At 64.9% G+C, this 16,441-nt stretch carries 12 protein-coding genes; 3 read left to right on the top strand and 9 right to left on the bottom strand.

The genetic code is table 11. The features are described 5' to 3' along the window. Positions 1-10: 10 nt before the first annotated feature. Complete coding sequence (locus VHN57_RS15970) at positions 11-2,068, top strand: glycoside hydrolase family 97 protein (RefSeq protein ID WP_423284499.1); 2,058 nt, start codon at positions 11-13, stop codon at positions 2,066-2,068. A 281-nt stretch (positions 2,069-2,349) separates the two neighbouring features. Beyond that, positions 2,350-3,855 carry an MFS transporter gene (locus tag VHN57_RS15965; protein WP_278985207.1) on the top strand — a complete coding sequence of 502 codons (1,506 nt, stop codon included), beginning with the start codon at positions 2,350-2,352 and terminating at the stop codon, positions 3,853-3,855. A 65-nt stretch (positions 3,856-3,920) separates the two neighbouring features. Here the strand turns inward: VHN57_RS15965 and VHN57_RS15960 are convergent, their stop codons facing one another. Beyond that, positions 3,921-4,973, bottom strand: coding sequence for a Leu/Phe/Val dehydrogenase (locus VHN57_RS15960; RefSeq protein ID WP_423284497.1), 1,053 nt, complete (start codon positions 4,971-4,973; stop codon positions 3,921-3,923). Positions 4,974-5,097: 124 nt separating this feature from the next. Between VHN57_RS15960 and VHN57_RS15955 the strand changes: the two genes are divergently transcribed. After that, complete coding sequence (locus tag VHN57_RS15955; protein WP_004208390.1) at positions 5,098-5,559, top strand: Lrp/AsnC family transcriptional regulator; 462 nt, start codon at positions 5,098-5,100, stop codon at positions 5,557-5,559. A 39-nt stretch (positions 5,560-5,598) separates the two neighbouring features. Here VHN57_RS15955 and VHN57_RS15950 read toward each other — a convergent pair whose 3' ends face one another. The 8 genes from VHN57_RS15950 to VHN57_RS15915 form a co-directional block, all read right to left on the bottom strand. Beyond that, a complete protein-coding gene (locus tag VHN57_RS15950) occupies positions 5,599-7,275 on the bottom strand; it encodes a M28 family metallopeptidase (RefSeq protein ID WP_278985200.1) in 1,677 nt (558 codons plus the stop codon). Positions 7,276-7,426: 151 nt separating this feature from the next. Then, entirely contained in the window at positions 7,427-8,890 is a 1,464-nt protein-coding gene (locus VHN57_RS15945) for a GH1 family beta-glucosidase (RefSeq protein WP_278985198.1), read from the bottom strand. 13 nt (positions 8,891-8,903) lie between these two features. Continuing rightward, on the bottom strand, positions 8,904-11,240 hold the full coding sequence (locus VHN57_RS15940) for a glycoside hydrolase family 31 protein (protein WP_278985197.1): 2,337 nt from the start codon (positions 11,238-11,240) through the stop codon (positions 8,904-8,906). 23 nt (positions 11,241-11,263) lie between these two features. Next, a complete protein-coding gene (locus VHN57_RS15935; RefSeq protein ID WP_017500715.1) occupies positions 11,264-12,889 on the bottom strand; it encodes an alpha-L-fucosidase in 1,626 nt (541 codons plus the stop codon). After that, positions 12,889-13,695: an SGNH/GDSL hydrolase family protein gene (locus VHN57_RS15930; RefSeq protein WP_278985205.1), complete on the bottom strand. Its 807-nt coding sequence runs from the start codon at positions 13,693-13,695 to the stop codon at positions 12,889-12,891. Before VHN57_RS15930 ends, VHN57_RS15935 begins: the two co-directional genes overlap by 1 nt. Positions 13,696-13,703: 8 nt before the next feature. After that, positions 13,704-14,498 carry a GDSL-type esterase/lipase family protein gene (locus VHN57_RS15925; RefSeq protein WP_423284493.1) on the bottom strand — a complete coding sequence of 265 codons (795 nt, stop codon included), beginning with the start codon at positions 14,496-14,498 and terminating at the stop codon, positions 13,704-13,706. After that, entirely contained in the window at positions 14,495-15,463 is a 969-nt protein-coding gene (locus VHN57_RS15920; protein WP_278985194.1) for an alpha/beta hydrolase, read from the bottom strand. Before VHN57_RS15920 ends, VHN57_RS15925 begins: the two co-directional genes overlap by 4 nt. Beyond that, on the bottom strand, positions 15,460-16,251 hold the full coding sequence (locus VHN57_RS15915; protein WP_278985193.1) for an IclR family transcriptional regulator: 792 nt from the start codon (positions 16,249-16,251) through the stop codon (positions 15,460-15,462). Before VHN57_RS15915 ends, VHN57_RS15920 begins: the two co-directional genes overlap by 4 nt. Positions 16,252-16,441 lie beyond the last annotated feature (190 nt).

The raw sequence follows: 16,441 nt of genomic DNA, 5'->3' as shown, positions 1-16,441 counted from the left end.
GGACGTTCCCATGACGCGACTGACCGCGCTCACCTTGCCTCTCATCGCTCTGGCGCTCGCGCCCAGCGCCGCGCGCGCCGATGTGGTGGCCAGGGCCGCCTCGCCCGATGGCCATATCACCCTCACCATCAGCCTCGATGGCGAGGGGCGCCCCAGCTATGCCGTGCAGCGCAATGGCAAGCCGCTGATCGCCGATAGCCGCCTCGGCTTCATGTTCACCGACGCGCCCAAGATCGAGCGCAACCTGACGCTGGCCGATGCCAAGCAAGCGAGCAGCGACACGAGCTGGACCCAGCCCTGGGGCGAATGGACCAGGATCCGCGACCATCATAATGAGTTGAAGCTCACTTTCCGCGAAAAGGGCGATCTCCAGCGCGAGATGGATATGACCTTCCGCCTGTTCGATGATGGCGTCGCCTTCCGCTACAGCCTGCCCGATCAGGCCAATCTCCATCACGCCAACATCGCCGAGGAACTGACCCAGTTCGCCTTCGCGCAGGGCGGCACGGCCTGGTGGAAGCCCGCCTATGAGTGGAACCGCGAGGAATATCTCTACAACCGCACCCCGCTCGACGCGGTCGGCACCGCCCAGACGGTGATGACGGTGAAGCTGGCCGACGGCACCCATGTCGCCCTGCATGAAGCCGCGCTGGTCGATTATGCCGGCATGAATCTCGCCCGCGCCGAGGGCAATACGTTCCGAGCCGATCTGACGCCGGGGGCGGGCGCGCCCAAGGTGTCGCGCGACGCCGGCTTCTCCACCCCCTGGCGCACCATCGCCGTCGCCGACGATGCCGCCGGCCTCTACATGAACCACATGATCCTGAACTTGAACGAGCCGAACAAGCTGGGCGATGTTTCCAGCTGGATCAAGCCGGGCAAGTTCGTCGGCGTCTGGTGGAACATGATCAAGGGCGAATGGAGCTGGGCGCGCGGTCCCAAACATGGCGCCACCACCGCCAATGTCCGCCGCTATATCGATTTCGCCGCCGCCAGCGGCATCCCCGCCGTGCTGGTCGAGGGCTGGAATGTCGGCTGGGACGGCAACTGGTTCGGCAACGGCAAGGATATGAACTTCTCGCAGCCGACGCAGGATTTCGACGCAGACGGCCTGGCCGCCTATGCCAGGTCCAAGGGCGTCACCCTGATCGGCCATCATGAAACCGGCGGATCGGCCAGCCATTATGACGGCCAGCTCGACAGTGCCTTCAAATGGGCGGCCGACCATGGCGAGCAGGTGGTGAAGACCGGCTATGTCACCGACGCCGGCCAGATCGAGCGGGTCGATGCCGATGGCGTGAAGCATCGCGAATGGCATGAAGGCCAGTGGATGGTGAACCATTATCTGCGCGTCGTGCAGACCGCCGCCAAATATCATGTCAGCATCGACAGCCATGAACCGGTCAAGGACACCGGCCTGCGCCGCACCTATCCCAACTGGGTCGCGCGCGAAGGCGGCCGGGGCATGGAGTATAATGCCTGGGTCGGCGGCAAGAACCCGCCCGAGCATGAGGCGAACCTGGTCTTCACCCAGCTGCTGGGCGGTCCGATGGACTTCACGCCGGGCGTGCTCAGCCTGTCGGGTTCGGAAGGCAGCACCATCCACTCGACCATCGCCAAGCAGCTTGCCCTCTATGTCGTCCTCTATTCGCCGGTGGTGATGGCGGCCGACACGCCGGAAAATTACGCCAAATATCCCGGCCCATTCCAGTTCATCAAGGATGTGCCGACCGACTGGTCCGATACCCGCGCCTTGAATGGCGAGGTCGGCGACTATGTCACCATCGCGCGCAAGGCGAAGGGCAGCGACGACTGGTATCTGGGCGCGGTTGGCGATGAACAGGCGCGCTCGTCCAAGGTAACGCTCGACTTCCTCGATGCCGGCCGCAGCTACACCGCCGAAATCTACCGCGACGGCCCCGGCGCCGACTATCGCACCGAGGCACGCCACGCGATCGTGATCGAAAAGAAGCAGGTGAAGAAGGGCGATGTCCTCAGCCTCGACCTAGCGCCCGGCGGCGGCCAGGCGATCCGCTTCGTCGCCAGCGGCGGCAAGCGCAAGCGGTGAAGGCTGACGCCTCTTCTGTTCCTACCGTCATCCCGGACTTGATCCGGGATCCATTCAGCGCTCGCTCGCAGATGTCGCGCCGAATGGATCCTGACTTTCGTCAGGATGACGCAGGATCGAAGGGCGCGATCAACAGCCCCCGGCTGTCCTATTCCGCCAGCGCTTGATAGGCTGCGTGACCGCATGCACGCAGACTTTCCGATAGGATCAGGCGCTCGCAACTTAATGTCAAAATGTGCGGGAAATGTGCGAAGTTAAGGCGAAGGATGGGTATGGCCGGAATGAGTGAGATGGGGCTGGAAACGGGCGCGACGACGTCCGACGGTCGGCCGCGCCAGGGCTTCTGGGGGCTGTGGAATATCAGCTTCGGCTTCTTCGGCATCCAGATCGGCTTCGCGCTGCAGAACGCCAACATGTCGCGCATCTTCCAGTCGCTGGGGGAAAATCTCGACAATCTCGCCTTGCTGTGGATCGCCGCGCCGCTGACCGGCCTGCTGGTCCAGCCTGTGATCGGCCATTATAGCGACCGCACCTGGTGCCGCCTCGGCCGGCGCCGGCCCTATTTCTTCGCCGGTGCGCTGTTCGCGGCGCTTGCGCTTTTCGGCATGCCCAATGCGCCGGGCCTGATGGCCGCCGCGCTGATGCTCTGGATTCTCGACGCCTCGCTCAATGTCTCGATGGAGCCGTTTCGGGCCTTTGTCGGCGACATGCTGGCGAAGGAACAGCATATGGCCGGCTATGCGATCCAGACCGCCTTCATCGGCACCGGCGCGGTGATCGGCTCCTCCACCCCCTGGCTGCTCGACCAGATGGGCGTCTCCAATGTCGCCCCCGCCGGCATGATCCCCGATACGGTGCACATCAGCTTCTATATCGGCGGTGCCGCGCTGTTCCTCGCCGTGCTGTGGACCGTGCTCACCACCCGCGAATATTCGCCCGAGCAGATGGCCCGCTTTGCCCAGGCCAGCGAAGCGGCAAGCCGGGAGGAAGCGCCGCCGGTCCCCGCCGGTGGTCCGCTCTGGATCGTCGCCGGCCTTGCCATCATCGCCGCCGTCTGGGGCTGGGCGCTGGAAAAGGAACTCTATCTGCTGGGCGGGCTCCTCGCCGCCTATGGCATCGCCCGCATCGTCGCGCGCGGCCTCCATGCGCAGGGGCGGACCGACAATCTGCTCAGCCATGTGGTCGGCAATTTCGCGACCATGCCGGCGATGATGAAGAAGCTGGCGCTGGTCCAGTTCTTCACCTGGTCGGCGCTCTTCATCATGTGGATCTATACCACGCCGGTGGTCGCCCAATATGTGTTCGGATCGGCCGACCCGACCAGTGCCGCCTATAATGAAGGGGGCAATTGGGTCGGCATCCTCTTCGCCACCTATAATGGCGTCGCCGCTTTCGCCGCGCCCTTCCTGCTCCAGCCGCTCGCCCGCCGCATCGGCCAGGCCCGGACCCATGCGCTGGCGCTCACGCTCGGCGCGCTCGGCTTCCTGTCCTTCCTTGTCCTGCGCGACGCTCACGCATTGCTATTGTCGGAAGTGGCGATCGGCATCGCCTGGGCCTCGACCCTCGCCATGCCCTATGCGATGCTCGCCTCCAGCGTGCCGCAGACCAAGCTCGGCATCTATATGGGGCTGTTCAACGCCTTCGTCGTCCTCCCGCAATTGCTGGTGGCGACGGTGATGGGCACGATCATGCGCCATTTCTTCCCGACCGAACCGATCTGGACCATGGCCTTTGCCGGCACCGTCATGCTGCTGGCGGCGCTCGCCACCCTGCGCTGCCGGGACTGACCGGCAGCACAGGGGGGAAGGGGGACTATCAAGCCGCTGATGCGTAGCATCACTGCGGCTTGCAATCACGCCGCCTGGCGTTCCGCTTCGCCGATGATGGCCTCGGCCATTTCGTCGGCGACCAGCGCGGGGGAGCGCTCCTCGCGCTTGGCCTGGTCCAGTATCTGGGCGACCCGGCCGCCGATCTGGTCGACGCGGGCGGCGACGCTGGCGCGGTCCTCGCCCAGATATTCGGCCGACACGCTGATGATGCCGCCGGCATTGGCGACATAATCGGGCACATAGACGATGCCGCGCGTCCGCAGCAGCTCCGCCACATCGGGCGTCGCCAGCTGGTTGTTGGCCGCACCGCAGACCAGGCGCGCCTGCATCGCCACCACGCTCTGCGGATCGAGCGCGCCGCCCAGCGCGCAGGGGGCAAAGATGTCCGCCTCGACCGCGGCGATGTCGGCCACGTCCACCACATTCGCGTTCAGCACGGCGGCCAGCGTGTTGCGGCGGCGCGGATCGATGTCGGCAATCACCAGACGGGCGCCGGCATCGGCCAGGCGACGGCACAGCGCCGCGCCGACATAGCCGGTGCCCTGCACCGCGACCGTCAGGTCGGACAGTTCGGCGCCCAGCGACTGGCGGGCGGCCGCCTGCATCGCCTCGAACACGCCCAGCGCGGTCCAGGGAGACGGATCGCCACCGGCTGCGCCCTCGGCGACATCCAGCCCGGCAACATGACGGGTCTGGCTGGCGACCGCCTGCATGTCGGCGACGCTGGTGCCGACATCTTCGGCCGTGACATAGGTGCCACCCAGTTCCTCGACCGCGCGGCCGAACGCCTGGAACAGCGCGACCCGGTCGAACTCGCCTTCGGGCCGGCGCAGCACCGCCTTGGCGCCGCCGAAGGGCAGGCCGGCCATGGCATTCTTGTAGCTCATGCCCTCGGCCAGGCGGCAGGCATCGTCCAGCGCCGCGCCGATATCGGCATAATGCCAGAAGCGGCAGCCGCCGGCGCCCGGCCCGATCGCGGTACTGTGGATGGCAATCACGCCGTCCAGCCCGCTGGCGGGATCAAGCAGCCGCACCGACTGCATCGGCGGGTTCAGGCGGGCAGGACGGGAAACCATATTCTTCTCCTCGGGATGATGCCGCCTTATCGCTGGTCGCCAGAGAAGAATCTTGCCTGATTTGAAGCCCGATATCGCCAATATGAGGATGAATTATCCCATCATCGGGGATATGTAGGAAAATATGATCGAACTCGACCATTTCGAGCGGAAGATTCTCCGCGAATTGCAGCGCGATGCCAGCCAGACCACGGCGGAGATCGCGGACAAGGTCGGGCTGACCCCGTCGCCCTGCTGGCGCCGCATCGACCGGCTGGAAAAGGAAGGGCTGATCCGCAAGCGGGTGGCCTTGCTCGACCGGCGCAAGGTCGGCCTCAATGCCCAGGTCTTCGCCCAGGTAAAGCTCAACGCCCATGGCCGCGCCAATCTGGACGAATTTAGCGCCGCGATCGGCGGCTTTCCTGAAGTGCTGGAGGCGTTCGTGCTGCTGGGCACGATGGATTTCATGCTGCGCATCGTGGCCAAGGATATCGAGGCCTATGAACGCTTCTTCTTCGAACGGTTGAGCAAGCTGCCCGGCGTCCAGGAAATCAACTCGACCGTCGCCCTGTCCGAAATCAAGTCGACCCACGAACTGCCGATATGACATGGCGGCCGGTAGGCACCGGCCGCCACGCCTCACATCTTACTTGCGCTGTGCCTGGCTGGCGTCGCGGGCCGCGCGGAATTCGCTGTCGCTCGACCAGTTGGGCCAGTCATGGCCGTCGGCCACGCGGCGACCGACATTGTAGAGCAGGGTCATGTCGCCCTCCCAGCTGCTGGTGTTCCAGCTGTCGTCATACTGGTCGGCCGGCTGGTGATAGCGATCGCGGGTATAGATATCGCCCAGTTCCTTGCCGCGCGCCGCGCCGCCATTCACCAGTTCGCGGCCCGGATTGAACGAGATGGCGGGCACGCCGCGCTTGGCCATCGGGAAATGGTCGGAACGGTAGAAGCTGCCTGCTTCGGGGCGCGCATCCGGCGTATAATGGCGGCCCAGCTTCTCGCCTTCCTGCGTCAGCAGGGTCAGCAGGTCCAGCTTCGCCGCGCCGGAGATGGAGAAATTGACCGTCTTCTCGGCGGCGAAGGGGCCGTCCATGTTGATGACGCCGGCCGTGGTCGCCAGCGGGCGCAGTGGATTGTCGGCATAATATTCCGATCCCAGCAGGCCCTTTTCCTCGGCCGTCACCGCCAGGAACAGCACGCTGCGTTCGGGCTTGGGGCCCTTGGCATAGGCGCGGGCCAGTTCCAGCAGGGCGGCGGTGCCCGACGCATTGTCGCGCGCGCCATTATAGATGGTGTCGCCCTTCGCATCCGGCGCGCCGATGCCCAGATGGTCCCAATGGGCCGAATAGATGACGGTCTCGTCGGGATATTTGCTGCCCGGCAGGATGCCCGCGACATTGTGCGAGGTGATGATTTCCGACTTCACCGCATAGTCGGCGCTCATCGTTGCCTTCAGGGGAATGGGCTTGAAGTCCTTCTTGCGCGCGGCCGCCTTGGCCGCCTCGAAATCGACGCCCGATGCGGCCAGCAGCTTGGCCGCCAGATCCTTCTGGATCCAGCCTTCCATCTGGGTGTGCGCGCTCTTGGGATCGGCGCGGACGATGTCGAACATGGTGTTGGTGTTGCTGTTCTTGACCGTCGCCCAGCCATAGGAGGCGGGCTCGCTCTCATGCACCACCAGCACGCCGGCGGCGCCCTGGCGCGCGGCTTCTTCGTACTTGTAGGTCCAGCGGCCATAATAGGTCATCAGCTTGCCGCCGAAATCGCCTTCGCCCCCCTCGAAATCGGGGTCGTTGACCAGCACGACCATGATCTTGCCCTTGAGGTCCACGCCCTTGAAATCGTCCCAGCTGCGCTCGGGCGCCTTCACGCCATAGCCGACGAAGACCAGCGGCAGGTTGGCGAACTTGACCGCCGACTGGCCGGTCTCGGCCGCGCGCACGGCGATTTCCGTGCCCTGGGTCAGCGGCTGGGCCGCGCCGCCCACGGTCATCGACAGGCTGGGCGTGCCGGTGATGTTCGACATGCGCAGCGGCACGTCCTGGAACCATGTGCCCTTGTCGCCGGCGGGCTTCAGCCCGGCTGCCGCCATCTGCTTGGCAATATAGTCGATCGTCTTGGTCTCGGCGCGGGTCGCCGGGCCACGGCCTTCAAACTCGTCGCTGGCCAGAATCTTGATGTCGTTGACGATGCGCGCGACGTCGAACTGCGGCGCGGTCGTGGCCGCCACGGCCAGGGCGGAAGCGGACAGCAGCCCGGCACAGGCCAGCGTCCGCCAGGCGGCGCGGGAGGCACGGGACAGCGGCGACATCGTCATGGGTAACTCCTTATCTCTCTTGAATATTGCGCGGCGCGAGTCAGCGGCCGGCAATGCGAGGGGATAATGCCCATGCGACGCCATATGTCGATATGGCGTGGAATTTTAGGTCGCCGCCGCCATCCGCAAGGGGACGGCGGCGGCGCTCGGGTCACACCAGCTTGTTGGTGCGCACCAGTTCGCGATACCAGTCGGCGCTGAGCTTGGGCGTGCGCTTCTGGGTCTTGAAGTCGACATGGTGGATGCCGAACAGCTTGGTATAGCCATCCTCCCACTCGAAATTGTCCATCAGGCTCCAGACGAAATAGCCCTTCACCGGCAGCCCCTCGCGGGTCGCGCGCTGCAGGTGGGTCAGGTAATTGCGCAGATACATGACACGGTCGGTGTCATAGACCTTGCCGTCTTCGGCCACCTTGTCATCCGCCGAACAGCCATTTTCGGAGATATAGAGGCCCTTGGGCTTCCAGTTTTCGCTGATGGCGCGCATCCCCCAATAAATGACCTCCGGCGTGACATAGAGCCAGGGGGAGGGCATGCGCGGCGCCTGACCGGGATGGGGCAGGATCTTGTAGCCCGACGGCGCGCTCTCGTCGGCGCGGACGGTGTTGCCGGTATAGACATTGACCGACAGGAAATCGAGCGGCGCGCCGATCAGCTTCATGTCGCCTTCCTTGACCACCGGCGCATCCTTGCCCTGCGCGGTCAGGTAGCTGTCGATATAGCGGCCTTCCATGATCGCGGTCAGGAACATGGCGTTCTCTTCGCGCACGGCCTTCTTCACCGCCTCGATATGCTCGGGCGTCTCAATCGCGGGGACATAGATGTTGGGATTGTCGGCAATGCCGACCTGCGTGCCCGACTTGGTCGCGGCGCGGATCGCCTGTACGCCCAGGCCATGGGCCAGCACGCCATGGTGGCGCACCTGATTGACTTCCTTCATCGGCAGCTTCAGGCCCGGCGCCTTGCCGCCGGTCATGTAGCTCAAATCGGTGAAGCAGCGCAGTTCGTTGACCGTCATGAAGTGATTGACGCGGTCGCCCAGCTTGCCGGCGGTGTAGCCGGCATAGTCGGCGAAAGCATAGCTGGTGTCGCGATTCTGCCAGCCGCCCGGCAGGGCATGGGGCAGATCCCAGTGGAACATGGTGACATGCGGGGTGATGCCCGCCGCCAGCAGCCCGTCGACCAGGCGGTTATAATAGTCCAGCCCCTTGGCATTGGGCTTGCCCCGGCCATTGGGGAAGATGCGCGACCAGGCGATCGAGAAGCGATAGGCCTTGACGCCCAGCGCCTTCAGCAGGGCGATATCGTCCTGATAGCGGTTATAGCTGTCGCAGGCGATGTCGCCGGTGTCGCCATTGGCGACCTTGCCGGGCGTGTGGGAAAACACGTCCCAGTTGGTCTGACCACGACCATCGGCGTTCACGGCGCCCTCGATCTGATAGGATGCGGTGGCGCAGCCCCACAGGAAGTCGGAAGGGAAGGCGAGGCTGCCCTGCGGCGCGCCGGCGGCCGCGGCTGCGGCCTGCGCGTTCGCGCCGGTGCTGCCGGCCAGGCCCGCGCCCAGCGCGGCGGCACCTAGGCCCAGGCCCAGTTCGCGGCGATTGATACCCGTCATCTTCTTTGTCTCCTTATTGACCGACGATCTGCACCAGGCCGCCGATGGCCTGGCCGGTGGGCAGCTTCGTCTTGCTCGTCAGCGTCTTTGCCTTGTCGTCCCAGACCAGCTCGGCCTTCATGCCACCCTTGCGATAATCATTGGTCTTGCCGTCATCGTCATAAAGGGTGAAGCGCGCGTCGGCACCCGGATAAACCCGGATGCTTTCCAAGGCCTGCTTCTCGGCCGTGCTCTTCACCTGCACGCCCATCGGCACAATCGAACCGGCCTTCACGAACAGCGGCATGCGGTTGATCGGCGCATCCACCTCGATCGTCTGGCCGCCCTCATATTTCTGGTTGGTCCAATAATCATACCAGGCGGTGCCGGCGGGCAGATAGACCGACCGCTTGGTCTGGCCCTGCTTGGTCACCGGGGCGACCAGGAAGGCGGGGCCGAACATATATTGGTCGCCGATGTCCGACACCTTGGGATCGTTCGGGAAGTCCATGAACAGGCCGCGCATGAACGGCGCGCCGGTGTCATAGGTGTGACGGCCCAGCGCATAGATATAGGGCATCAGCGTGTAGCGCAGGCGCAGCCAGTCAGCCAGGATCGGCTCGGCCGCCTTGCCATATTCCCACAGCGCGGTGCCGGGACGCTGGCCATGGATACGCAGCGTCGGCGTGAACACACTATATTCGAACCAGCGCACGAACAGTTCGGGATAATCGGTATAGTCCGCACCCGCCGCCGTCATGCCGGCCGGATCGAGCAGCACCGGATGCTGCGCCTTGGGGCCGCTCGGCCACTGCCAGCCGCCAATGTCGCTGCCCCAATAGGCCAGGCCCGACGCGGTGAAGTTGAGGCCGGCGGGCACCTGCCGGTCGAGCGCTTCCCAGGTCGACTTGATGTCCGACGACCAGAACAGGCCGCCATTGCGCTGCGAGCCCAGATAGGCGGCGCGCGCCAGGATCATGTTGCGGAAATTGGGACGGTCGCGCTCCGAGCCTTCGGCCACGCCCAACGTATGCACCAGCGGGAACAGGTTATGATAGCGGTCGCCCGAACCGATCGAGTAGAAATAGCCGTCCGGCACCAGATCCGGCTCGGTCTCGTCCAGCCAGAACCAGTCGAAGCCCTGGCTAGCGATATTGTCGCGCAACTTGCCCCAGAACCATTCCCGCGCTTGCGGGTTGGTGCTGTCGATCAGCGCGCCGGCCCGGTCGGACCGCATCGGCAGGCCGTCGACCGGATTGCCGTCCTTGTCTTTCAGGAACCAGCCCTTGGACTTGAGATACTCGAAATAGCGGCCTTCGCGCTCGAACCGCGGCCACACGCTGATGATCGACCGCATGCCCATGGCGTTGAGCTGGTCGTTCATCCCCTTGGGGTCGGGATAATAGGTGCGGTCGATGTCGAGCTGGCCCATGCGGGTCCAGTAGAACCAGTCGAGTACCATGATATCGAGCGGCAGATTGCGCTGGCGATAGCCATTGGCGACGTCGAGCAACTCCTTCTGGCTCTCGTAGCGCGCCTTGCTCTGGATCAGGCCGAAACCGGCCTTGGGCGGCAGCGGCGTCGCGCCGGTCAGCTTGGCATAGCCGGCATAGAGGTCATCGGTGGTCTTGCCGGTGATGACGAAGAAGGACACGCGTTCGCCGACCTGGCTCTGGAAGCGGGTCGAATTGTGCAGGCCCGGCCACACCAAAGTGCGCGCCGGATTGTCCCAGACGATGCCATAGCCCTTGTTGGTGACCAGGAAGGGGACGCAGACGGTCTCGCCGGCCGGCGCGTCATAGCTGTGCGAACAGTCGATCTGCTTGCCGCGCAGATCCATATAGCCTTCCTGGTTCTGGCCCAGGCCGTAATAATGTTCGTCCAGCGGCGCGTCGAAGCTGGCGCCGACCTTGAAGGTCTTCTCGCCATTGACGGTCACGGGCGCCATTTCCCAGCCGGTCATTTTGGTCAGGACGGTGCCGCTGGCATCCTTCACCGACAGGCTGACCGGCGGCAGGGCCGGCGCGAAATAGCGCTGCATCTGGGTCGGCGCGCCGGGCCAGGGCTGGGCATCGATCGTCAGCGAAATCGCCGAGGAGGTGAAGATATCGCCGGTCGCGTCGCTGCTATGAGTCCAGCCGGTGGCATCGGCCTTGGCATTGGGGCCTTCGCCCGGTGCCGCCTGCGCCAGATCGGGATCGACGGCGATGGTGACGCGCACGATATTGGGGGCATAGGGTTCGATCGCGACCCGGCTGCCATTGCGATCCAGCAGCGCCATCGGCGCGGCCAGCGCCGGTGCGGCGATGGCGATGCAGGATGCACCCAATGCGATCCCCGCCAGTCTTGCCTTGAAGCCCTTTGCGATCATCCCAGTCATTCCCTGTACTTGCATTAAACCAGACCCCGGCCGTCGATGCGGACGGCGGGGACGAAATCGATGCCGTGCGGCATGGTGAAGTGGAGGCCCGCGCCATCCTGACGGAAGGCAAGCTGGCCGCCGCCGAGCAGCGTTACCCGCTCGATTGTGCCAGTCCCTTGGCCGCGCGCCAGTGAGCGGATGGTCGTAGATCCGGCCGGCTTGCCCAGGAACAGCGCATAGAGCGCGCCCTTGTTGGTGGTGAAGCGGATGTCCTGCGCGGTGAAGGGCTTGGCCTTCTCCTCATTCTGCATGCCCACGATCGCCTGGGTCGGCCCTTCGCCATAGCGCTTCCACGGGCGCGAACCGAAGATCGCCTCGCCGCCATGCACCATCCATCCGGCCATCGCGTCCAGTATCTTCTCCGCCTCGCTGTCGATCGAGCCGTCGCCGGGCTGCGGAATGGACAGCATCAGATTGCCGTTCTTCGACACGACATCGGCCAGCCGCTGGATCACCTGTTCGGCGCTCTTGTAGCTTTTGTCGGTCAGTCGGGCGATATTGTAGAACCAGTCGCCGATGCAGGTGTCGGTCTGCCAGGGCTCGTCCCAGATATGGTCGGTATAGCCGCGCTCGACATCCTGGACGATGCCGAACCGGGCATAGGGCTTGAGCTGCTTGCCGGTCATGACCACGTCGATCTTGCCGTGCCATTCGATCGAGCGGTTATAATAGTCCGCTGCCGCTTCCAGCCCTACGGGTCCGAAGGGCAGTTCATGATCGTCCATATAGACCATGTCGGGCTTGTATTTCGCCACCAGGTCGGTCTGGCGCAGCAGCCAGCGGGTGACATAGGCCGGATCGTCCTTCGGCCCGGTCTCGATCCACTGGCCGTTATTCGCGTCATGCCACTTGTCCATCGCCTCGATCGTGTCGATGCCGTCGGGCAGCACGGCATGGCCGCCGGTATAGAGTTCGCGGGGGTCGAGGCCGTCCCACCATTGGCCCTTGCCGTCTTCCTTGCGCAGCCGGAACGCGTCATACCGCACGCCCTTCTGCGGGCCGACCGGATCATAGCCGTAAGCGGGCTGATACCAGTGCCAGGCATGGGCGGCATGGTTCGACACGCCGAATTTCAGGCCGGCCTTGCGCGCCGCCTTTTCCCAGATGCCGACGATGTCCTTCTTCGGCCCGACGCGCAGGCTGTTCCAGGCGTGATAGCGGCTGTCATAGCAATCGAGATTGTCGTGATGGCAGGCCAGCGCCATGAAATATTTGGCGCCGGCCTTCTGATATTTGGCCATCAGCGCATCGGGATCCCACTTGTCGGCGGTCCACAGATTCTGGATGTCCTTCATCCCCGCGACCGACGGATGGCCGTAGGTCTTGAGGTGATGTTCGTACATCGGGTGGCCCTGCATATACATGAAGCGGCCATACCAGTCGCCCTGCGCCGGCACCGATTGCGGACCCCAGTGCGACCACATGCCCAGCTTCGCGTCGCGGAACCAGTCGGGATAGCGGTAATTGTCGACCAGAGAGGGCCAGCTTGCCTGCACCGGGCCTTTGGCGGTGCCCATAGGGCTGGCCGCGCGGGCAGCATTGGCCAGGCCCAGCGCAGCCGCGCCCGCCAGGAAGGATCGGCGTCCGAAATCCTGCATCACTTTTCCCCCAAAGTCTTGGCGATCGCGGCCTCGGCCAGCGGACGCATGATGGCATAGCCTTCCCTGGTCGGATGGACGCCGTCGCTCGACAGGCCCGGCTTCATCGCGCCATCGGGCTGCGCCATCGCCTTGTGATAGTCGACGAAGGTGAAGCCATTGGCGCGGGCATAGTCGGCCAGCCACTTGTTGATCGCGGCGACCTGCGGTGCGGGCGTCATGCCGGGGCTCCAGGGAAAGGCGGCGGCGGGCGGGACGGAGGCGATGATGACCTTGATGCCATGGGCACGGGCAAGGTCGGCCATGGTCTGGATATTGCCCAGCACCGTCTCCATCGTCGCCGCGCCGGTATTGCCGGCGATATCATTGGTCATCGCCATGATGTGGACGGCCTGCGGTTTCAGCGCGATCACGTCATTGCGGAAGCGCACCAGCATCTGCTGCGTCGTCTGGCCGCTGATGCCGCGATCGACCAGCCCGTTCTGGAACATGGTCGGGTCCAGGTTGATCCAGTTGTCGGTGATGGAATCGCCCATGAAGACGACGCGCACTTTCTGGCCCTCGATTGCCTTGTTGGCGGCGGCATAGCGGCACAGTTGCCCGAAATCGCGGGTCAGCATGTGCAGGTTCCACAGCTTCCAGCCGGCCTCGTCGCTCGGCTTCTCGTGGGTGGGGCAGGGATCGGCGACGATGCCGACCGGATCATTGGCATGCGGATCGCCCGGCACCTTGGTTTCGGCGAAGGCCGGCACGGCCAGCGCCATTGCGCAGGCGGCGGCGAGAAGGGGGGCGGTGAAACGCAGCATCGTCGTCCTCATTTCCTTGTTCCTAGCGCCTGCGCGATCGCCCTGGCGGCGATCGGCGCCATCACGGCATAGCCATTGTCCAGCGGATGCACGCCGTCCTGGGTATAGGCGGCGGCCATCAGGCCATTCTGGTCGACCATCGCGGCATGATAATCGGCAAAGACATGGCCATGCTGCGCGCAATAGGCGCGCAGCCACTGGTTGAGCGCGACCAGTTCGGCCGGCTTGCGCTCCGCCACCACATCCTTCGCCGCATCCGTGTAGTTGTTGACCGGCAGGATCGATCCGAACACGACCCTGATATGATGGGCGGTGGCGATGTCGGCCATCGCTTCCCAATTGGCCTCGATCTGTTCAGGTGTTTCCTGCTGCAGGAAGCCCTGGACATCATTGATGCCCGACAGGATCACCACCACCTTCGGCTTCAGCGCCACGACATCCTGATGGAAGCGCAGCAGCATCTGCGCCGTCACCTGGCTGCCGATGCCGCGATTGACATAGGGCTTGCCGGGGAAGCTGGCGGCCAGGTTCCAGCGATCGGTGATGGAATCGCCCAGGAACACGACACGCTGCTCGCCCGGCTTTGGCGCGGGCAGGGCGGCATTGGCCGGGGCGTAGAGATAGCGTTCGCCAAAATCCTGCATCAGGCTGGGCACCAGCCTGGCGCGGAACGGGCCGAGCCATGGCCCCCAATCCTTTTCCGCGACGGTGCGGCGTTCGGGCGAACTTTGATAGGAGTCCGGTGCCGCGGACGCAGCGCTGGCGACAAGCGCGAGCAGGCCTATCGACAGCGCTGTCTTCATTGCGCCAGCAATCCCTGCTTGGCGGCGAATGTCATGAACAGGCCGGGCCAGGCCGACGCCTGCATCGTCTTGGGCAGGCGCGTGCCGAAACCATGGCCGCCATCCTCGAAGATATGGAGCGCGACCGGCCGCCTGGCGGCTTCCATCGCCTGGAACAGGGCGATGCTGTTGGCCGGCGGCACCAGCCCGTCGTCGCTGGCATGGACCAGGAAGATGGGTGACGTATCGCCGTCCACCCGCATCTCCACCGATCGCGCCCGGCGCATATCGGCGCTGGCGCCTTCCCCCAGCAGCATGTCGCGCGATCCGCCATGGGTGAACGGCGCGTCGAGGCTGACTACCGGATAGATGAGGCCGGCGACATCGGGGCGCGCGCTTTCGCGATCGGCGGCATCGACCGGGGCATAGACGCGCTCGCCATGCCGCGTCGCCAGCGATCCCGCCAGATGGCCGCCGGCCGAAAAGCCGAGCACGCCGACGCGGCCCTTGTCGACAGCGAAGTTGACAGCCCGCGCGCGGATCAGCCGCATCGCGCGCTGGGCGTCCTGCAACGGTACATCCTGTCGCTGCGCCCAGCCTTCGCCGGGCAGGCGATAGAGCAGGATGAAGGCGGTGATGCCCTGTTCGTTGAGCCAGGCGGCCTGGCTCGTGCCCTCATTGTCATAGGACAGGAAGCCATAGCCGCCGCCCGGCACTACCAGCATCGCCGCGCCATTGGGGCGGGCAGGGCGGCGCACCACCAGCACCGGGCGGGCGATCCCCGTCACCCAGCGATCGGGCTTGGCCGGGTCTTTCGACTGATCGTCGATCTTGCGGACGATCCGCGCGCCCGTGTTGCCGGGCGGCGGGCCGGGCCATAGTTCGATCACCTCGTCGGCCGTCGTCGTCTGCGCGGCGGCAAGGCCGGGCAGGGCGGCAAGGCCGGCGGCGGCGATCAGCGCGCTGCGGCGATCCAGCAGGGTCATTGCTCTTCCTCCATGGCGTTGGCGCGGGACGGCGCATCCTTGATCGGCGACATGGCCGCGCCGATCGCCTGCGCGGCGGCGCGCACCAGGTCATTGCACTGCTCGATGCTCGCCCGGTTGGCGGCGCCGTCGACAAAGGGCATGGTCAGCGATGCACGGGCGATCCCGCCGACCAGGATCGGCGCCGACAGGTCGGTGATGCCGGTCAGCATCGGGCTGGGCGACACCGCGCCGCCCGTCGCGACGGCGGCGTCCAGCCGCGCGACCAGATCGTCTTCCTCGAACTGCGGATCACTGGCCCGGATGTCCTTCAGCATCGCCTCGCGATTTTCGGGCGACTGGAAGGCGAGCAGGATGCGGCCGGAATTGGAGCGATGCAGCGGTCGGCGATAGCCCACGCGCACGGCAAAGCCGGACAGGCCTGGCGCCTCGATCGCGATGATGACGACCATTTCCGCGCCCGACACCACCGCCATATGACAGCTTTGCCCGGCCTGCCGCGCCAGTTCCTGCATGACCGGCAGGGCAGTCGAAGCAAGGTCGCGAATCGGCGGCTGGCTCATGCCCAGGGTGAACAGCCGGTTAGTCAGGCGATAGCCATCCTCGGCGCGGGCGATATAGCCATGTTCCTCCAGCACCTGGAGCATGCGGAAAATCTCGCTGACCGACCGGCCGAGCGCGGCGGAGATGTCGGACATGATCAGCGGCTCGCTGGAACCGGCCAGAAGCTCCAGAATTTCCAGCCCTTTCTTCAGGGCCGGCGCTTGGTAGCGCGCCTTGCCTTCCATCCCGATCCCCTCACCAATCGGGCGCTATCTCGCCTTTGGTAGCGCCATCATCTGTTGGTCCTTCCCTACACACCATCTACAGGTGAAATCAATTTTTATATTTCACAAATTGGAAACGGAGAGTAATAGGGCGCCGCGTTGGTATCGCTCCCAATAGGGAAATATCACGGCAGGGGAATATGTTTTTGCC

The sequence above is a fragment of the Sphingobium salicis subsp. salicis genome, from assembly GCF_049472635.1.
GTDB classification, from domain to species: domain Bacteria; phylum Pseudomonadota; class Alphaproteobacteria; order Sphingomonadales; family Sphingomonadaceae; genus Sphingobium; species Sphingobium yanoikuyae_A.
This window is presented reverse-complemented; position numbering and strand designations above follow the sequence as displayed.